This window comes from Nesterenkonia halobia, assembly GCF_039536005.1.
Lineage (GTDB): Bacteria > Actinomycetota > Actinomycetes > Actinomycetales > Micrococcaceae > Nesterenkonia > Nesterenkonia halobia.
In genome coordinates this window covers 57,711-77,318 of the sequence record NZ_BAAAYG010000007.1, presented here as the reverse complement: position 1 = coordinate 77,318, position 19,608 = coordinate 57,711, and the positions used below count along the sequence as shown (strand labels likewise).

13 protein-coding genes and 1 tRNA gene are annotated in these 19,608 nt (G+C 71.0%); 3 read left to right on the top strand and 11 right to left on the bottom strand.

What is annotated here, in order from left to right; genetic code table 11:
• Window positions 1–95 precede the first annotated feature (95 nt).
• The 3 genes from ilvN to ilvD form a co-directional block, all read right to left on the bottom strand.
• Window positions 96–620 carry an acetolactate synthase small subunit gene (gene ilvN / locus ABD652_RS09405; protein ID WP_344720603.1) on the bottom strand — a complete coding sequence of 175 codons (525 nt, stop codon included), beginning with the start codon at window positions 618–620 and terminating at the stop codon, window positions 96–98.
• Between the two features lie 2 nt (window positions 621–622).
• Window positions 623–2,509: an acetolactate synthase large subunit gene (locus ABD652_RS09400; protein WP_344720601.1), complete on the bottom strand. Its 1,887-nt coding sequence runs from the start codon at window positions 2,507–2,509 to the stop codon at window positions 623–625.
• Window positions 2,510–2,913: 404 nt separating this feature from the next.
• The gene (gene ilvD, locus ABD652_RS09395) at window positions 2,914–4,686 is read right to left on the bottom strand and encodes a dihydroxy-acid dehydratase (protein ID WP_344720599.1); all 1,773 of its coding nucleotides are present in this window, start codon (window positions 4,684–4,686) and stop codon (window positions 2,914–2,916) included.
• A gap of 415 nt (window positions 4,687–5,101) precedes the next feature.
• On the opposite strand from ilvD, the gene ABD652_RS09390 reads away from it, so the two are divergent.
• On the top strand, window positions 5,102–5,497 hold the full coding sequence (locus tag ABD652_RS09390) for a CHY zinc finger protein (RefSeq protein WP_344720597.1): 396 nt from the start codon (window positions 5,102–5,104) through the stop codon (window positions 5,495–5,497).
• Between the two features lie 31 nt (window positions 5,498–5,528).
• Here ABD652_RS09390 and ABD652_RS09385 read toward each other — a convergent pair whose 3' ends face one another.
• Window positions 5,529–6,164: an ANTAR domain-containing response regulator gene (locus ABD652_RS09385; protein WP_344720595.1), complete on the bottom strand. Its 636-nt coding sequence runs from the start codon at window positions 6,162–6,164 to the stop codon at window positions 5,529–5,531.
• A gap of 200 nt (window positions 6,165–6,364) precedes the next feature.
• Here ABD652_RS09385 and ABD652_RS09380 point away from each other — a divergent pair.
• Window positions 6,365–6,445: transfer RNA gene (locus ABD652_RS09380), tRNA-Leu, on the top strand.
• Window positions 6,446–6,656: 211 nt separating this feature from the next.
• Here the strand turns inward: ABD652_RS09380 and ABD652_RS09375 are convergent.
• Complete coding sequence (locus ABD652_RS09375; RefSeq protein ID WP_344720592.1) at window positions 6,657–6,956, bottom strand: hypothetical protein; 300 nt, start codon at window positions 6,954–6,956, stop codon at window positions 6,657–6,659.
• Between the two features lie 229 nt (window positions 6,957–7,185).
• Between ABD652_RS09375 and ABD652_RS09370 the strand changes: the two genes are divergently transcribed.
• On the top strand, window positions 7,186–7,824 hold the full coding sequence (locus ABD652_RS09370; protein WP_344720590.1) for a hypothetical protein: 639 nt from the start codon (window positions 7,186–7,188) through the stop codon (window positions 7,822–7,824).
• 121 nt (window positions 7,825–7,945) lie between these two features.
• Here ABD652_RS09370 and pyk read toward each other — a convergent pair whose 3' ends face one another.
• The 6 genes from pyk to trpB all read right to left on the bottom strand — a co-directional run bounded on the left by pyk (window position 7,946) and on the right by trpB (window position 19,602).
• Window positions 7,946–9,460 (bottom strand): pyruvate kinase, encoded by a 1,515-nt coding sequence (gene pyk, locus ABD652_RS09365; RefSeq protein WP_344720588.1) that lies wholly within the window; start codon window positions 9,458–9,460, stop codon window positions 7,946–7,948.
• A 152-nt stretch (window positions 9,461–9,612) separates the two neighbouring features.
• Window positions 9,613–11,079, bottom strand: a complete 1,467-nt coding sequence (locus ABD652_RS09360) for a glutamate synthase subunit beta (protein WP_344720586.1) — start codon at window positions 11,077–11,079, stop codon at window positions 9,613–9,615.
• Window positions 11,072–15,685, bottom strand: coding sequence for a glutamate synthase large subunit (gene gltB / locus ABD652_RS09355; protein ID WP_344721071.1), 4,614 nt, complete (start codon window positions 15,683–15,685; stop codon window positions 11,072–11,074). Before gltB ends, ABD652_RS09360 begins: the two co-directional genes overlap by 8 nt.
• A gap of 468 nt (window positions 15,686–16,153) precedes the next feature.
• Window positions 16,154–17,353, bottom strand: coding sequence for a prolipoprotein diacylglyceryl transferase (gene lgt / locus ABD652_RS09350; protein ID WP_344720584.1), 1,200 nt, complete (start codon window positions 17,351–17,353; stop codon window positions 16,154–16,156).
• Between the two features lie 177 nt (window positions 17,354–17,530).
• Window positions 17,531–18,307: a tryptophan synthase subunit alpha gene (gene trpA, locus ABD652_RS09345; RefSeq protein WP_344720582.1), complete on the bottom strand. Its 777-nt coding sequence runs from the start codon at window positions 18,305–18,307 to the stop codon at window positions 17,531–17,533.
• On the bottom strand, window positions 18,304–19,602 hold the full coding sequence (gene trpB, locus ABD652_RS09340) for a tryptophan synthase subunit beta (protein ID WP_344720580.1): 1,299 nt from the start codon (window positions 19,600–19,602) through the stop codon (window positions 18,304–18,306). The genes trpA and trpB overlap by 4 nt, the downstream gene beginning before the upstream one ends.
• Window positions 19,603–19,608: the final 6 nt, after the last annotated feature.

Here is a 19,608-nt window from a genome sequence, read left to right as displayed (position 1 = left end):
CTCCTTGCGGATCGGAAATGGAGGGATCGTGCGGGTGGGACGGGCGGGGACGGCCCGGAGCCGGCGACGGATGCTCGCAGGCTCCGACCTCCCCGTCACGACTTCAGCGCCCGGTCGGTCATGGATCTCGCACCCCGGCTGATCGCGAGCGTCCCGGACCGGACGATCTCGCGGATGCCGTAGGGCTCGAGCACGTCCAGCAGGGCGTTGAGCTTGTCGGGAGCCCCGGTGGCCTCGACGGTGAGCGAGTCGACCGAGACGTCGACGATCTTGGCGCGGAACAGGTCCACCGCCTGGGTCACCTGCAGCCGGGTCGGCGAGTCGGCCCTGACCTTGATCAGCAGGTGGTCGCGCTGCACCGAGGTCTCCGGCGCCAGCTCGATGATCTTGATGACGTTGATGAGCTTGTTCAGCTGCTTGGTGATCTGCTCCAGCAGCACCTCGTCGGCGCGGACGACCACGGTGATCCGGGAGAGACCGGCGATCTCCGAGGGCCCGACGGCCAGCGAGTCGATGTTGAAGGCCCGTCGGGAGAACAGCCCGGAGACCTTGGAGAGCACTCCGGGCACGTCCTCGACGAGCACGGACAGGGTGCGGCGTTCGGCCGTCTCGGCGCTCATGGTCACTCCTCCTCGTCCCAGTCCGGGGTCAGGTCGCGGGCGACCTGGATGTCGCTGTTGGAGACCCCCGCCGGCACCATCGGCCAGACCATGGAGTCGCGGCTGACCCGGAAGTCGACGACGACGGGCCGGTCGTTGATCGCCATGGCCTCGGCGATCGTCGCGTCCAGGTCCTCCTCGCGCTCGCAGCGCAGCCCCGCGCAGCCGTAGGCCTCGGCGAGCTTCACGAAGTCCGGGATCGGCACGACCTGGTCGCCGTGGCGGTCCATCGCCGTGTTCAGGTCGGTGTTGGAGTAGCGCGACTCGTAGAACAGCGTCTGCCACTGCCGCACCATGCCCAGCGAGGAGTTGTTGATCACCGCCACCTTGATCGGGATGCCGTTGATCGCGCAGGTGGCCAGCTCCTGGTTGGTCATCTGGAAGCAGCCGTCGCCGTCGATCGCCCAGACCACACGGTCCGGCTGGCCGACCTGCGCCCCCATCGCGGCGGGCACCGAGTAGCCCATGGTCCCCAGTCCGCCGGAGTTCAGCCACTGCCGGGGCCGCTCGAAGCCGATGAACTGCGAGGCCCACATCTGGTGCTGGCCGACGCCGGCGACGTAGACCGCCTCCGGACCGGCGGCCTCGCCGATGCGCCGGATGACCTGCTGCGGGGCGATCATGCCGTCCTCGGGCTCGGTCCAGCCCAGCGGGTAGGTGGTGCGCATCCGGTCCAGCTGGCGCCACCAGCTCTCCAGCTCCGGACGGCCCTCACGCTCGAAGACGTCGGTCACCGCCGTGGTCAGCTCGGGGACGATCTCCTTCAGCGAGCCGACGATCGGCACGTCGGCCAGCCGATTCTTCGAGATCTCGGCCGGGTCGACGTCGGCGTGGATGACCTTCGCGTCCGGGGCGAAGGAGTCCAGCGCCCCGGTGACGCGGTCGTCGAAGCGGGCGCCGAGGGTGATCAGCAGATCCGCCCGCTGCAGCGCGGCGACGGCGGCCACTGTGCCGTGCATGCCCGGCATCCCCAGGTTCTGCTCGTGCGAGTCGGGGAAGGCGCCGCGGGCCATCAGCGTCGTCGCCACCGGCGCGCCGGCGGCCTCGGCCAGGGCGCGGAACTCCTCGGAGGCCTCGGCCTTGATGACCCCTCCGCCGAGGTAGAAGACCGGGCGGCGCGCCTGCTGGATGAGCTTGGCGGCCTCGCGGACCTGCTTGGCGTGCCCGCGGGTGACCGGCCGATAGCCGGTCAATCCGATCTCGGGCGGCCAGGAGAACGTGGTCTTCGCGGCCTGGGCCGACTTTGTGATGTCCACGAGCACCGGGCCCGGCCGCCCCGAGGAGGCCAGGTGGAAGGCCTCGGCCATCACCTGCGGGATGGTCTCGGCGTCGGTGACCAGGAAGGAATGCTTGGTGATCGGCGCGGAGATCCCGACGATGTCGGCCTCCTGGAAGGCATCGGTGCCGATCACCGCGGCATTGACCTGGCCGGTGATCGCGACCATCGGCACCGAGTCCATATGCGCGTCGGCCAGCGCGGTGACCAGGTTCGTCGCACCGGGTCCGGAGGTGGCCAGGCAGACGCCGACCTCCCCGGTCACCATGGCGTAGCCCTGCGCGGCGTGGCCGGCGCCCTGTTCGTGGCGGACCAGCACGTGATTGATCGTCGACGAGTCCATGAGCGGGTCGTAGGTCGGCAGGATCGCGCCGCCCGGGAGGCCGAACACATCGGTCACTCCGAGCGCCTCGAGGCTGCGGATGATGGACTCCGAGCCGGTCACCTCCACCGGCTCCACGGACAGGCCGGGGCCGTAGAGGCGATGATCGGCGGTCGTGGTGTGGCTGGGCCGGCTCCGCTCGGGGCTCGACGCCGGCGGAGCCGCTGGGCTCGTCGCAGCTGTTCTGCTCATCAGTGTGTTCCTGTATCCGGTCGGCAGGGGCTGCGCCCCCGGATGGATGCTGGCAAGTGACCCCGGAGATGAGAAGACCCCGGCGAGGAAGCGTCCCTGCGGGGGCTCTCTGCCGGGGTTTGAGCGTCATGCGTCAGCTCGAGTGCGACCGTCCGCCTGCTCGTCGACGAGCAGGATTCGGGCCGCCCTGAGGAACGTGGATCGTCACGCTTCCCCCGGCGGGAGGACGGGAGCTACTCGTAGCATCTGGCGCATGCCCCCAATGCTTCCCCGACGAGAGGGGCGAGTCAACAGGCGACTCACCCGTCTCACCATCTGGACTGCCCGTCGGGCCGCCCCGCGAGGGCGGCGCCTCCGGGTGCCGCGCCCCGGCCGGAGGGCCGGGGCGCGGACGGCGCGGAGGATCAGCCGCAGTAGGCTCCTTCGGCCGCCGAGCGGACCAGCTTGGCGTACTTGCCCAGCACCCCGGTGGTCGTCGTCGGGTCCAGGGGCTCCCAGCCCTCGGCCCGGCGCGAGAGGTCCTGCTCGTCGACCAGCAGGTCGATGGTGCGCGAGGCGATGTCCACCCGGATCCGGTCGCCGTCGACGATATGGGCGATGGGGCCGCCGTCGACCGCCTCCGGCGCGATGTGGCCGATGCACAGCCCGGTGGTGCCGCCGGAGAACCGGCCGTCGGTGATCAGCAGCACGTCCTTGCCCAGGCCCGCGCCCTTGATCGCGCCGGTGATCGCCAGCATCTCGCGCATGCCGGGCCCGCCCTTGGGCCCCTCGTAGCGGATGACGACGACGTCGCCGGCGGCGATGCTGCCGGCGGACAGCGCGTCCAACGCGGCCTGCTCGCGCTCGAAGACCCGCGCAGTGCCCTCGAAGACCTCGGCGTCGAAGCCCGCCGACTTCACGACCGCCCCCTCCGGCGCGAGCGAGCCGCGCAGCACGGCGATGCCGCCGTTGTGGTGCATCGGGTCCTGCAGCGACCGGATGATCGAGCCGTCGAGGTCCGGCGGGTCGATCTCGGCCAGGTTCTCGGCGACGGTGCGGCCGGTGACGGTCAGCGCGTCGCCGTGCAGCAGCCCGGCGTCGAGCAGCGCCCGCATGACCACCGGCACGCCGCCGACGCGGTCGACGTCGGCCATCACGTACTGGCCGAAGGGCTTGAGGTCGCCCAGGTGCGGGATCCGGTCGCCGATCCGGTTGAAGTCCTCCAGCGCGAGGTCGACGCCGGCCTCGCGGGCGATGGCCAGCAGGTGCAGCACCGCGTTGGTGGAGCCGCCGAAGGCCATCGTGACCGCGATGGCGTTCTCGAAGGCCTGCTTGGTGAGGATGTCGCGGGTGGTGATCCCCTGCCGGAGCAGCTCGACGACGGCCTCGCCGGCGCGGTGGGCGAAGACGTCGCGGCGCCGGTCCGCCGAGGGTGGAGCGGCCGAGCCGGGCAGCGAGAGCCCGAGGGCCTCGCCGATGGCGGCCATCGTGTTGGCGGTGTACATGCCGCCGCAGGCCCCCTCGCCGGGGCAGATGGCGCGCTCGATGACCCCGAGGTCCTCCTCGCTGATGGTCCCGCGGGCGCAGGCCCCGACACCCTCGAAGGCGTCGATGAGGGTGACCTCCTTCTCGCTGCCGTCGGAGAAGCGCGCGGTGCCCGGCATGATGGAGCCGGCGTAGAGGAAGACGCTGGAGAGGTCCAGGCGCGCCGCGGCCATCATCATCCCGGGCAGCGACTTGTCGCAGCCGGCCAGCAGGATGGAGCCGTCCAGTCGCTCGGCCTCCATGACCGTCTCCACTGAGTCGGCGATGACCTCGCGGGAGACCAGCGAGTAGTGCATCCCCTCATGCCCCATGGAGATCCCGTCGGAGACCGAGATCGTGCCGAACTCCAGCGGGTAGCCGCCGCCGGCGTGCACACCCTCCTTGGAGGCGCGGGCCAGCCGGTCCAGCGAGAGGTTGCACGGAGTGATCTCGTTCCACGAGCTGGCGATGCCGATCTGCGCCTTGCCGAAGTCCTGGTCGCCCATCCCGACGGCACGGAGCATGCCGCGGGACGGCGCGCTGGTGTAGCCGTCGGTGACCTGCCAGCTGCGCGGCTTCTCCGGGACGCTCGGACCGGTGACCGGCGTCGGCGGGGTGTGGGGCGCCTCCTCGGCGGCGCCCCGTGCGGGGTCCTCTGGGGTGCTGTGTGCCATGGTGCGATTCTATGCCCTGGTCGGGGCGGAACGACGACAGCCCCGCCGCCGTCTCAGCATGCAGGACGCTCCGGAGAGCATCGCAGCACAGTGCTGCGGGACGACGACGGGGCTGTGTCTCCCCTCGACGGCGGCGGCCCGCTCCGAGGAGCGACCTGGAGCGACCTGAGGCCCCGCCGCATCCGACGCGCCGCACCACCAGCGCCCCGGCATCCGCCGGCCGACTGGGCCGGCCACGACTCCTTCACGCTGTGAGGTGAGTCGCTTTATCGTGACACTACCCGGTCGAGGGATCGATCACAAGAGCGGCGGCCGAGAGAGGACGCGACCCGGTGCTGCGGCGTCCCGGACGGCGGCCGAGCGGGCCCGCCGTGCCGCAGGGCCCGCATCCGGGCCTCCCGCTACAGTGGACGCCATGGCCCGAGCCGACTCCCGCACCGATCCCCCGCGCGGCCGGCAGACCGATCCGCACGATGCGGGCCGGCGACCTGCCGTGGGCGGCGCCGTCGTCGATGCGCAGACGCGCTGCGCGCACTATGCCGGCGCGCTGGACGTGGTGGCGATCCGCTTCCGCTGCTGCGACCGGTGGTACCCCTGCCTGCACTGCCACGACGCGTCCGAGGATCACGCGCCCACCCCGTGGCCCCGCGCCGAGCACGACGCGGCGGCGCTGCTCTGCGGCGTCTGCGGGACGCGGCTGACGATCCGCGCCTATCTCGCGGCCGACGCCGCGCGTCCGGCCTGCCCGGCCTGCGGTGCGGGCTTCAATCCCGGGTGCCGGAGGCACCACCCGGTGTACTTCGAGAGCTGAGCCGCTCCCCCGCCCGCGGAGGGCGGGGGACTCAGTCCATCTGGTCGACGACGGTCTCGGCGACCTCGCGCATGCTCAGCCGGCGGTCCATCGAGGTCTTCTGGATCCAGCGGAAGGCCTCCGGCTCGCTGAGCCCCATCTTGGTGGTCAGCAGCGACTTCGCCCGGTCGACCAGCTTGCGGGTCTCGAACTTGTCGTTGAGCGAGGCGACCTCCTGCTCCAGGGCACGGATCTCGTCGAAGCGCGCGACGGCGACCTCGATGGCCGGGATGAGGTCGTTCTCGGTGAAGGGCTTGACCACGTAGGCCATCGCTCCGGCCTCGCGGGCGCTCTCGACGAGATCCCGCTGGGAGAAGGCGGTGAGCATGACCACCGGAGCGATCTGCTCCTCGGCGATCGTCGTCGCGGCGGTGATGCCGTCCATCACCGGCATCTTCACGTCCATGACCACCAGCTCCGGATCGTGCTCGCGGGCCAGCTCGACGGCCTGCTCGCCGTCGTCGGCCTGCGCGACGACCTCGTACCCCGCTCCGTCGAGGATCTCGACGATGTCCAGACGGATGAGCGTCTCATCCTCGGCGACGAGCACGCGGCGCTTGCTGGCCCCGCCGTCGGACGCTGCGTCGGATGCGGCCTCGGCTGATGCGGAGTTCTGCTCTTCGGTCACCGTTCTCCTTCGGATGGGGCTCATCTGCTGGTGCGAGGCCGCCCATGCCGCCGATCCCGGCGGCGCGGCCGAATTGTCCACCCCAGCGTATCGCCCGGTATGCTGATCAGGCACCTCGAGTCCGCCGGCCACGCCGGCACGCCTGTCGACGACGTCGCCGCCTCCGGCGGCCCCTGACGCCCGGACTCGAGCGGCCACCAGCCCGAATGGCGGAATCGGTAGACGCGCCGCACTCAAAATGCGGTACCACTGGTGTGCGGGTTCGAGTCCCGCTTCGGGCACCTTCGTCATGTCGCGGGACATCGTGGACCGAGGTCCCGGCATGTGCTCGGCATGCGACCGCCGTGCTGCCTGTCCGCCCCACTGTGCTGGAGGCACACCTGAAGTGCCGGGAATCGGACCCGGACGCCGTCTGCGTGACACATCTCGTGTGCGACGGCTCGGCCGTGTGGTGCCGACGGACACCGGGAGGCGCCCCGCACGGAGAGAGGGTCACGACGAGGTCCGCCGCTCCCCCACTTCGCGGCTCACCGCCTCCACGACGTCCATCCAGTCGCGCCGATCCCGATGCTCGCCCCGGAGATACCACCCGGGGCGATGGTGTTCGCAGTCCTCCACCCAGAGGCACAATCGGCTGAGGATCTCGCTCACATGATCCTCGTCGATGTACCCGCAGTAGGCCCACGCCTCGAGGATCGGCACGAGCTCGCTCGGGCGCAGCATCTCGTCCTCCGGCGGCGTGCAGTCGAGCCGCGCCGCGAGCTCCCGCCGCTCCGTCTGGTAATCCGCCATGGCGACCCCCTCGTCACCTCGCGCCGCACACACCCCATGCGCGGCGATCCGGACAGGTAAGTCCGGGGGCATCGACCATATCGACGTCGTCGGCCGGGCACCAGGGTCTCCCGGCCGGCCGGGCGGCGGAGAAGGCCCGCCGATCGATCACGGAGCGTCGTCTCCCCGCGGCGAGACGACCCGACGATGAAGTGACCCGACGACGAGGTCCGCTCTAGACTCGAGCACCGTGCCCTCCGCCGCAGCCCGACTCACCCCCGGACCCCGCCGTGCCGCGCGGCGACGAGCCGCCCACCTCCTCTCGGAGGCACTCAGCCCCTTCATCCTGGTGACGCTCGTGCTTGTCTGGGTGGCGCTGCTGACCGACCCCCGCTGGTGGTGGGCCGCCCTGCTCTCGGCCGTCTTCTTCGCCGGAATCCCGTGGCTGGCATCGCGCGCGATGGTCCGCCGCGGGCTGGCCACCGATCCGTTCATCCGGCACCGACGCCAACGGCACCTGTTCTACGGGATCGCGCTGGCGTCGATGCTGCTCGGCGCCGCATCCCTGCTGCTGGTGCCCACCAGCGAGGCCGTGCGCTGGTCCGGCGTCCTCGGCGTCGGGACTCAGCTGACGGCGTTGATCATCAACACCAGGCTCAAGATCAGCATCCATGCGCTGACCGCGGCTCTGGCCGCCGTCATCGTGCCGGCCGGCCTCGACCATCCGGTCTGGTGGGTCGTCGGCATGCTGGTCTGGGCGGCCGCATCCTGGTCGCGCCTGGAGCTGCGACGCCATACGGGCCTCGACATCGTTCTCGGCTCCCTGCTCGGCGCCTCGGTGGGCGCAGCCCTGCTGGCGATCCTCGGCGGACTGCCCACGATGGGCTGACACGCGGGGGCCGCGACGGCGCGCGCCGTGGCCGGCCGCCCCGGACACGACGACGCCCCCGCGACCCGGTGAGGTCGCGAGGGCGGGGCGTCGTCCCGGCGTCCCGGGCAGGATCAGCCGCTCAGAGCGGGCTGGAGGCGCTCTTCGCCGGCCACGGACCGACCGGCTCCTTGTTCGGCGGCGCGATGTCGCCGCGCTGCAGAGTCGCCAGATCCGCACTGTCGGGGATGTCGCCGATGCGGTGGACCTTGACCATGTTGGTGGTGCCGGCCTGACCGGGAGGCGAGCCGGCGGCGATGACCACCAGGTCATCGGGCTTCGCGATGCCCTCCTCCAGCAGGAGCTTGTCCACCTGGGCGGTCATCTTGTCGGTGTGCGAGGCGAACTCCACCCAGCGGGGCTGCACGCCCCAGGACAGGCACAGGATGTTGTGCGTGTGCTCGACGTGGGTGAAGGCGAAGATCGGCTGGACCGGGCGGAGCCGGGAGAGCCGCCGCGCCGAGTCGCCCGACCGGGTGAAGGTGGCCAGGTAGTCGATGTCCAGCTGCTCGGCCATCTCGGCGGCCGCGCGGGTGATCGCCCCGCCCCGGGTCCGCGGCAGCGTGCCCAGCGGAGGGATGCGGCTCAGCCCCTTGCGCTCGGTGGCGGCGATGATGCTGGACATCGTCTCCACTGTGCGCACCGGGTACTGTCCGACCGAGGTCTCGCCGGAGAGCATGACCGCGTCGGCGCCGTCGAGCACCGCGTTGGCGCAGTCGGAGGCCTCCGCGCGGGTCGGCCGCGGGCTGTCGACCATCGACTCCAGCACCTGAGTGGCCACGATGACCGGCTTCGCCCAGCGGCGGGCCAGCTCGATGGCCCGCTTCTGCACCAGCGGGACCTCCTCCAGCGGGAGCTCCACGCCCAGATCGCCGCGGGCGACCATGATCGCGTCGAAGGCGTCGACGACGTCCTGCAGCGCGTCGACCGCCTGGGGCTTCTCCACCTTGGCGATGACGGGCACGCGACGGCCCTCCTCGTCCATGATGCGGTGGACCGCCTCGACGTCGGAGGCGTCGCGGACGAAGGACAGCGCGATCATGTCGAAGCCGGTGCGCAGCGCCCAGCGCAGGTCGTCCTCGTCCTTGTCGCTCAGCGCGGGGACGGAGACGGCGACGCCGGGCAGGTTGATGCCCTTGTTGTCCGACACCGGGCCGGCCACGGTCACCTCGGTGACCACCTCGGTCTCGGTCACCTCGACGGCGCGCAGCGAGACCTTGCCGTCGTCGATGAGCAGCGTGTCGCCGGGCTCGACGTCGCCGGGCAGGCCCTTGAACGTGGTCGAGCAGCGCTCCTTGGTGCCCTCGACGTCCTCGGTGGTGATCGTGAAGCGGTCGCCGAGGGCGAGCTCGTGGCCGCCCTCGACGAAGCGGCCCAGGCGGATCTTCGGACCCTGCAGGTCGGCGAAGAGCGCGACGGCGCGGCGCAGGTCCTTCGAGACCTCGCGGACGGTGTTGTAGGTCTGCTCGTGGACGCTGTAGTCCCCGTGGCTCATGTTCACCCGGGCCACGTCCACGCCGGCCTCGACGAGCCGGCGCGTGGTCTCGTATCCCTCGGTGGCCGGCCCGAAGGTCGCGACGATCTTGGCGTGTCTCATGCCTCACCCTTAGTCGTTGGCGGTCATTGTTCTGCTCGATGCCTGGCACGACACTGGGCCAGTGGAAGCATGCGTCGCTGACGTCGCTGACGTCCGACGCGTCACGCTCCGAGCCTATCTCACTCGGCCCCGGCCGGGGACAGGCCCGGCGCTCAGGCCGAGAGCGAGATCCCGTGGTCGGAGGGCTTGACCGGGGCCGGCAGGCGGGACTCGCCCTCGAGGTAGGAGTCCACCTCCTTGGCGACGGCGCGCCCCTCGGCGATCGCCCAGACCACCAGCGAGGCCCCGCGGCCGGCGTCGCCGACCGAGAAGACGCCGTCGACGTCGGTCATGTAGTCTTCGCCCCGGCCCAGCGCGCCGCGCCGGTCGAAGCCGGTGCCCAGCTGCTCGGACAGCGTCTCCTGCTCCGGACCGGTGAAGCCCAGCGCCAGCAGCACCAGGTCGGCGGGGATCTCGTGCTCGGTCCCCTCCTTCGGCGTGCGCGAGCCGTCCTCGTTGTACTGGGTCTCGGCGATCTTCAGCGCCCGCACGCGGCCGTCCTCGTCGCCGAGGAACTCCACCGTCGAGGCCAGGTAGCGCCGCTCGCCGCCCTCCTCGTCGGCCGAGGTGACCTCGAAGACCTTCGGATCCACCGGCCACGGCTGGTTCTCCGGGCGCTCCTGCGGCGGCTGGGTGCCGATGGCCAGAGTGGTCACCGAGGCCGCACCGTGCCGGTGGGCGGTGCCGATGCAGTCGGCGCCGGTGTCGCCGCCGCCGAGCACGATCACATGCTTGCCCTCGGCGTGGATCTGGTCCTCGAGGTCGTCGCCGTGGGTGGCCCGGTTCGACTGGACCAGGTACTCCATGGCGAAGTGCACCCCGTCCAGGCCGCGGCCCGGGATCGGCAGATCGCGCGGGACCATGGCCCCGGTCGCGACCACGACGGCGTCGTAGCTCTCGCGCAGCGCGTCCCAGGAGATGTCCTCGCCGATCCCCGTCGAGGGGTAGAAGCGGGTGCCTTCGGCCTCCATCTGCTCGATGCGGAAGTCGACGTGCTGCTTCTCCATCTTGAAGTCCGGGATGCCGTAGCGCAGCAGTCCGCCGAGCCGGTCGTCGCGCTCGTAGACGGCGACCGTGTGCCCGGCGCGGGTGAGCTGCTGGGCCGCGGCCATCCCGGCCGGGCCGGAGCCGACGACGGCGACGGTCTTGCCGGTCAGCCGTTGCGGGATCACCGGCTCCACCCAGCCCTGCTCGATCGCCTCGTCGGCGATGGAGACCTCGGACTGCTTGATGGTGACCGCCGGCTGGTTGATCCCCAGCACGCAGGAGGTCTCGCAGGGCGCCGGGCAGACGCGGCCGGTGAACTCCGGAAAGTTGTTGGTCATGTGCAGCCGGGCGGAGGCCTCCTCCATCTGGTCCCGATGGACGAGGTCGTTCCATTCCGGGATCAGGTTCCCCAGCGGGCAGCCGGTGTGGCAGAACGGGATGCCGCAGTCCATGCAGCGGCCGGCCTGGGTCTGGACCGTGTCCTTCTCCTGGCGCTCGTAGACCTCGTGGAAGTCCATGATGCGCACGGGCACGGGGCGCGAGGGCCGGTCCCGGCGCTCGCGGTGCTTCAGGAATCCGCGGGGATCAGCCACGGGTCACCTCCAGAATCTTCTGCCACGTCTCGTCCCCGTCGGGGTCGAGGCCCTCGTCGAGGGCCTCGGAGCGAGTCCGCAGCACGGCGTCGTAGTTGCGCGGCATCACCTTGGTGATCCGCGAGAAGGTCGTCTCGACCTCGTCGAGCAGCTGACGGGCCAGCTCGGAGCCGGTCTCCTCGAGGTGGCGGCGCAGCAGGTCCAGGATGATCTGCCGGTCCTCCTCGTCCGGCTCCTCGAGCATCAGGTCGTCGTGGGCCCGGGCCTGCGCGTTCATCAGCTTCGGGTCGAAGTCCAGCACGTAGGCGGTGCCGCCGGACATGCCCGCTCCGAAGTTGCGTCCCGTCGGCCCGAGGACCAGCGCCTGGCCGCCGGTCATGTACTCGCAGCCGTGGTCGCCGATGCCCTCGACGACGGCGGTCGCCCCGGAGTTGCGCACCAGGAAGCGTTCGCCGACCTGTCCGCGCAGCAGGATCTCGCCGGAGGTCGCGCCGTAGCCGATCACGTTGCCGGCGATGACGTTGTCCTCGGCCCGCAGCGGGGCCTCCGCGTCCGGGTGGACCACCAGGCGTCCGCCGGAGAGGCCCTTGCCGACGTAGTCGTTGGCGTCGCCGGAGAGCCGCAGCGTCACGCCGTGCGGCAGGAAGGCGCCCAGCGACTGCCCGGCCTCGCCGTGCAGGTCGACCTCGACGGTGTCGGGATCCAGCGTCGTCAGGCCCCGCGCCTTGGTGATCTCGTGGCCGAGCATCGTGCCCACCGAACGGTCGGTGTTGATCACCTTCCGCTCCAGCCGAACGTGCTGGCCCTGCCGGATCGCCGGCTGGGCCTGCTCGATGAGCGCGACGTCGAAGTGCTTCTCCAGCTCGTGGTCCTGCCCGCCGGTGCGACGCAGCATCGCCTCGGTGGCGGGATCCTGCGCGTCGTAGCCGCCGAGCACCGAGTCCAGGTTCAGCCCGTCGGTCTTCCAATGGCGCTTGGCCTGGTCGAAGTCCAGCGACTCGATGTGCCCGACGGCCTCGTCGAGGCTGCGGAAGCCGAGCTCGGCCAGGTGCTCGCGGACCTCCTGGGCGACGAACTCGAAGAAGTTCACCACGTGGTCGGCCTGGCCGGTGTAGCGCGCACGCAGCTCGGGATTCTGCGTCGCCACGCCGACCGGGCAGGTGTCCAGGTGGCAGACGCGCATCATCACGCAGCCGGAGACGACCAGCGGAGCCGTCGCGAAGCCGTACTCCTCCGCACCCAGCAGCGCGGCGATGACCACGTCGCGGCCGGTCTTCATCTGTCCGTCGACCTGCACGGTGACCCGCTCGCGCAGCCCGTTGAGCATCAGCGTCTGCTGCGCCTCGGCCAGTCCGAGCTCCCAGGGGGCCCCGGCGTGCTTCAGCGAGTTCAGCGGCGAGGCGCCGGTGCCGCCGTCGTGCCCGGAGATGAGCACGACGTCGGCCTTGGCCTTGGTCACGCCGGCGGCCACTGTGCCCACACCGTTGAGCGCGACCAGCTTCACGTGGACCCGCGCGCCGGTGTTGGCGCGCTTGAGGTCGTAGATCAGCTGGGCGAGGTCCTCGATGGAGTAGATGTCGTGGTGCGGCGGCGGGGAGACGAGCGAGACGCCGGGCGTGGAGTGCCGCGTCTCGGCCACCCACGGGTAGACCTTCTTGCCCATCAGCTGGCCGCCCTCGCCGGGCTTGGCGCCCTGGGCCATCTTGATCTGCAGGTCGTCGGCGTGCGTGAGGTACTGGCTGGTCACGCCGAAGCGGCCCGAGGCGACCTGCTTGATCGCCGAGCGCCGCTCCGGGTCGGCCAGACGCGCGGGGTGCTCGCCGCCCTCGCCGGTGTTCGACCGGCCCTTCAGCCGGTTCATCGCGATCGCCAGCGTCTCGTGGGCCTCCTGCGAGATCGAGCCGTAGCTCATCGCGCCGGTGTTGAACCGCTTGACGATCTCGCTGACCGGCTCGACCTCGGAGATCGGGATCGACGGCCGCGTGCCCTTGAGCTTGATGAGCCCGCGCAGGGTCATCAGCGACGCGGACTGGTCGTCGATCTGCCGGGTGTACTGCTTGAAGATGTCGTAGCGGCGCCGCGCGGTGGAGTGCTGCAGCTTGAACACCGTCTGCGGATTGAACAGATGCGGCGGCCCCTCCCGGCGCCACTGGTACTCGCCGCCGACCTCCAGCTCGTCGCCGCGCCCGAGGTCGTTGCCGTCGGACGGGTAGGCGTGGGCGTGCCGGGCCATCGTCTCCGCGGAGAGGACCTCCAGCCCCGCGCCGCCCATCGGCGAGTGGGTGCCGGAGAAGTACTGGTCGACGACATGCTGGGCCAGCCCGACGGCTTCGAAGGTCTGCGCGCCGCAGTACGAGGCCACTGTCGAGATGCCCATCTTGGACATGATCTTCAGCACGCCCTTGCCCAGCGCGGTGAGCAGGTTGTGCACCGCCCGGCCCTCGTCGACGCCGGTGATCTCGCCGCGACGGACCATGTCCTCGGCCGACTCCATGGCCAGGTAGGGGTTCACCGCGGCGGCGCCGTAGCCGACCAGGCAGGCGACATGGTGGACCTCGCGGACGTCGCCGGCCTCGACGATCAGCGAGGCGCGGGTGCGGTTCGCCGACTTCAGCAGGTGGTGGTGGATCGCCGAGAGCAGCAGCATCGACGGGATCGGGGCCCACTGCGCGTTGGAGTCCCGGTCGGAGATGACGATGTAGCTCACCCCGCGATTGACCGCCGCCGAGACGTTCTCGCAGAGGTCGCGGATGCGCTGGCGGAAGTCCTCCTCGGTGCTGCCGACCCGGTAGAGCCCGCGCACCTTCATCGCGATCTTCCTGCCGTCGTCGTCGCGGATGTTGGCGATCTTGGCCAGCTGATCGTTGTCGATGACCGGGAAGTCCAGGGCGAGCTGCTTGGTCCTCACCTGCCCGGTGCCCAGCAGGTTGCCGTTGGGGCCGATGTGGTGGCCCAGCGACGTGACCAGCTCCTCGCGGATGGCGTCCAGCGGCGGATTGGTGACCTGGGCGAAGCTCTGCACGAAGTAGTCGAAGAGCAGCCGCGGACGGTCGGCCAGCACCGCGATCGGCGTGTCGGTGCCCATCGCGCCCAGCGGCTCGGCGCCGTTCGACGCCATCGGGCCGACCAGGATCTTCAGCTCCTCATGCGTGTAGCCGAAGGTCTGCTGGCGGCGGCGCACCGAGTCGGAGGGGTGGCGGACGTGCAGCCGCTCGGGCAGGTCCTGCAGCTCGATCAGGTTCTGGTCGACCCATTCCTGCCACGGCGCGGCGGAGGCGAACTCCGACTTGACCTCCTCATCCTCGATGATCCGCCCCTCGGCGGTGTCGAGCAGGAACATCATCCCCGGAGCCACGCGGCCCTTGCGCACGATCGACGAGGGGTCGAGGTCGACGACGCCGACCTCCGAGGACATCACGACCAGGCCGTCGTCGGTGACCCAGTAGCGCGCCGGGCGCAGTCCGTTGCGGTCCAGCACCGCGCCGACCTGGACGCCGTCGGTGAAGGCCACCGCCGCCGGACCGTCCCAGGCCTCCATGAGCATGGAGTGGTAGCGGTAGAAGGCCCGCAGCGCCGGGTCCATGGTGTCGTGGTTCTCCCAGGCCTCCGGGACCATCATGCGCATCGCCTGCGACAGCGGCCGGCCGGAGAGCATCAGCAGCTCGGCGGCCTCGTCGAAGGAGGCGGAGTCGGAGGCGCCCGGCGTGCAGATCGGGAACAGCTGCTCCGGGTCCTCCCCCAGCAGCTCGGAGGACATCACCGACTGCCGGGCCCGCATCCAGTTGCGGTTTCCCTTGACGGTGTTGATCTCGCCGTTGTGGGCGATGTTGCGCAGCGGCTGGGCCAGCGGCCAGGAGGGGAAGGTGTTCGTCGAGAACCGCGAGTGGACGATGCCCAGCGTGGTCTTGAACCGCGGATCGGACAGATCCGGGTAGAAGGGCTCGAGCTGCGCCGTGGTCAGCATGCCCTTGTAGGTGATCGTCTTCGAGGACAGCGACGGGAAGTAGGCCCCCAGGCGGTTCTGGCTGCGCTTGCGCAGCCGCCAGGCCCGCTGGTCCAGCGATCCCTCGACGCCCGCGGACTCGTCGAGCGCCAGGAAGAGCTGGGCGAAGACCGGCATGGCGTCGCGGGCCAGCTCGCCGATCATCGAGTCGTCGATCGGCAGATCGCGCCAGCCGAGCACGCCGAGTCCCTGCTCTCCGGCGAGCTCCTCGATGCCGACGACCATCTGCTCGCGCTCCTCGGCGGACTGCGGGAGGAAGGCGATGCCGACGGCGTAGTCCCCGGCGGCCGGCAGGTCGAACTCCACCACGGCGCGCAGGAACTCGTCGGGGACCTGGGTGAGCAGGCCCGCGCCGTCACCGGTGCCGACGTCGCTGCCGACGGCGCCGCGGTGCTCGAGGTTGCGCAGCGCGCGCAGCGCGTGGTCGACGATGTCGTGGCCGGGCTCCCCGCGCAGGGTGGCCACTGCGGCCATGCCGCAGTTCTCGTGCTCGTTGTCGGGAGAGTAGAGCCCCGTCTGCTCGGGGCGGGTCGAGAACCGGCTGAACGGGCTCACCACCTGCTCCGTGCTCGACTGCTCCTCGGCAGTCGCAGGGACGTGCATCTCCGAGAGTCCTCGAGTGGACATGACGGTGTTCCTTCCTCCGCATGCGGACGATTCATGGGAGGGGACATCATCGGCCCCTGTCACAGCTGGAGGGCGGCGCCGCCGTGCTGGCGGTCGGCTCGGCCCGCGGATCGCCCGGGCGCCCTCGTCTCGCGTCTCATGCAGTCTCGGGCCCGGAGAGCTCCGCCGGGTCCGCCGTGCAGGCGGCCGGTCGGTCCCCGGACAGGCTGTCGGTGCGTCCTGAGGAACCGGTGCTCCGGCTCCGCGGTCCGGAAACGACGTCGCACTCCGACGCCGCACCCGGGACGACACGCAGTCCCGGGCGCCGGATGTGGGGCGCCGGTCGCGCCGGCATCAGTGGTGCGAGTGTCCGGGCACGACGGTGTCGCCTGGGTCTCAGGTGATCAGATTCATCTTCTGGGTCCCACGACGCAGAAGCAAATCACATCTCATGATGTGGACCGCTCATCGGCGCTCATCAGCGGTTTCGGAGGGATCCTCTCCTGCGCTCCCGGCGGTCTCGTCGGACGCTCCGTCCTCCTGGGCCGCGGCGTCCTCGTCAGGTGTCCCAGCATCTGGACCGACCGAAGTCTCATCATCCGGACTCTGGTCCGCGACGGTGCTCTCCTCGGCGTCGTGGTCGGCGTCCTCGGCGGAATCCCGGTCGGAATCCTCGGGGGCGTCCTCGTCGACATCGGGGTCGATGTCCTGGGCGCTTCCCACGGTACGGGTCCCGTGGCCGGCGCGGTAGACCTCGAGCTCCTCGGCGACGGCCTCGGCGGTGCTCGGGCGACGCAGGAAGAGCACCACGAGCATGACCGCCGCCAGCACGAAGGTGAACAGCGCGGCCCACATGTTCAGTCGCCACTCCTGCCCGAAGAGGCTGATCCACTGGGTCGACTTGTCCAGCTCGTCGATGCGCAGGCTCTCGATCCAGAAACGGCCCAGCGTGTAGTAGGCCACATAGGTCCAGGTGACCAGCCCCTGCTTGAAGCGGAACTTCTTGTGCAGCAGCACCAGCAGCACGACGCCGGCGAGGCTCCAGAGACTCTCGTAGAGGAAGGTCGGGTGGAAGAGCGTGGACTCGGAGAGGTGCTGGACCTGCGGGACGCGGTGCTCGGCGTCGACCTCGAGGCCCCACGGCAGGTTGGTCGGCGCGCCGTAGAGCTCCTGGTTGAACCAGTTGCCCCAGCGGCCGATCGCCTGTCCGAGCAGCACGCCGGGGACGATCGCGTCGGCGAACCCGGCGAATTTGATGCCGTAGCGCCGGCAGGCGATCCAGATGCCGACGGCGCCCAGGACGATGGCGCCCCAGATGCCCAGCCCGCCGAGCCAGACCTGCGGGATCAGCGTCAGATCGCCCTCTCCGTTGAAGTTCGGGCCGAAGTAGGCGTCCGGCGAGGAGAACACGTGATAGAGCCGGCCGCCGACGATGCCCAGCAGCACCGCCCACAGCGTGGCGTCCATGACGTTGTCGACCGATCCCCCGCGCGACTTCCACAGCCGGGAGCTGAGCAGGATGGCGGCGATGATGCCCACCACGATGCACAGGGCGTAGTAGTTCAGGGTCAACGGGCCGAACAGGTCGAGACCGCTGGAGGGCGGAGCCGGGAAACCGGCACGCAGGTCCCCGGCAGGGGCGGCCGCCGCAACAGTGGGAGTCATGGGCAGAAGGTCCTCTCGGATCTGTGCACGGTCAGGCGCGCCGTCGACCCGTCCGCTCCCCGCGGGGAGTGCACCGGGGCCGACGGCGCGACGTCGGGGGCGAGTCTACGTCCTGAGTCTGGACATGCGGCGCATGTCGTCCGGCACGCGGCCCGGCGGATGCCGCGTCGTGGCGGATCAGACGCGGCCGGAGAGCTCGGCGGCCTTCGCCGCGACCGCCTCGACGCCGCCGTCCCGCAGGGCGGCGACCAGGGCGGTGCCGACGATGACGCCGTCGGCATAGCCGCCGATCTCCTCCACATGGGACCGGGTGGAGACGCCGAGTCCGACGCAGACGCGCCCGGCGCCGGCCTCATGGGCGGCGGAGACCACGCGTTCCGCGGCGTCGGAGACCTCCGTGCGCGCCCCGGTGACGCCCATCAGCGACACGCCGTAGACGAAGCCGCGCGAGGCCTCGGCGATCCGCCGCATCCGCTCCGGCGTCGACGTCGGCGCCGCCAGGAAGACGCGGTCGAGGTCATGGGCCTCGGCGGCGGCGATCCAGGCCCCGGCCTCGTCGGGCGTGAGGTCCGGGGTGATCGCTCCGGCCCCGCCGGCCTCGGCCAGCCGGCGGGCGAAGACCTCCGGGCCCATCCGGTCGATGAGGTTCCAGTAGGTCATCACCAGCACGGCCGCGTCGGTGGCGGCCGTGACGGCGGCGACGATCTCGAAGACCTCGTCCATGCGGAACCCGCGGGCGAGCACCTCCGTGGTGGCCTGCTGGATGACCGGGCCGTCCATCACCGGGTCGGAGTACGGGATGCCGATCTCGAGGACGTCGGCGCCGTTCTCCGCCAGCGCGATCGCCGCGGCGATGGAGGTCTCCTTGTCCGGGTAGCCGGCCGGGAGGTAGCCGATGAAGGCCGACCGGCCCTCGGCGCGGGCGGCCTCGACGGCGTCTGCGGTGATGCTCATGCCTGGACTCCTGTCTCGTCGCCCTGCTCGTCCTCGTCCTGCTGCTCCTGCTGCTCCGCGTCGAGCAGGTCGAACCATTCGGCCGCAGTGCCGACGTCCTTGTCTCCGCGGCCGGAGAGGCTGACGACGATGATCTTCTCGGCGGCGGCCGCGGGATCCTCCGCCGTCCAGGCGGCCGAGAGCCGGGCCGCTCCGGCCAGCGCATGGGCCGACTCGATCGCCGGGATGATGCCCTCGGTGCGGCACAGCGTCTCGAAGGCGGTCATGCACTCGGCGTCGGTGACCGGCTCGTAGATCGCCCGGCCGCTGTCGGCCAGATGCGCGTGCTCCGGGCCCACCGAGGGGTAGTCGAGCCCGGCGGAGATGGAGTGCGAGTCCAGGGTCTGGCCGTCCTCGTCCTGCATAAGGTAGGAGCGCGCGCCGTGCAGCACGCCCGAGCGGCCCAGCGTGATCGCCGCGGCGTGCCGGCCGGTCTCCACGCCGTCGCCGCCGGCCTCGTAGCCGTGCAGGGCGACCTCGGCGTCGTCGAGGAAGGCGTGGAAGAGGCCCATCGCGTTGGAGCCGCCGCCCACGCAGGCGACCGCAGCGTCGGGCAGCCGGCCCTCCTGCGCGAGCATCTGCTCGCGGGCCTCCTCGCCGATGACCTGGTGGAACCAGCGGACCATGGAGGGGAACGGGTGCGGACCGGTCACCGTGCCGAGCAGGTAGTGGGTGTTGTCCACCGTCGCGACCCAGTCGCGCAGGGCTTCGTTGATCGCGTCCTTCAGCGTCTTCGCCCCGTGCTCGACGGCGACCACCTCGGCGCCGAGCAGCCGCATCCGGGCGACGTTCAGCGCCTGCCGGCGGGTGTCCTCGGCGCCCATGTAGATCATGCACTCCATGCCCATCAGCGCCGCCGCGGTCGCCGTGGCCACGCCGTGCTGGCCGGCGCCGGTCTCGGCGATCAGCCGGGTCTTGCCCATCCGGCGGGCCAGCAGCGCCTGCCCGAGGACGTTGTTGATCTTATGGCTGCCGGTGTGGTTCAGGTCCTCCCGCTTGAGCAGGATGCGCGCCGCGCCCTGCTCGGCGGCGAAGCGCGGGACCTCGGCCAGCAGCGAGGGACGCCCGGTGTAGTCGCGGCAGAGGCGCTGGTACTCGGCGACGAACTCCTCGTCCTCACGGGCTTCGCCGAAGGTCTGCTCGACCTCGTCGAGGGCGGCGATCAGCGACTCGGGCATCCATCGGCCCCCGTACGGGCCGTAGTAGGGGCCCTCGGCGCCCCGGTGGGAGGAGCCGGCGGCTGCGGAGTCGGTCATGGGTGT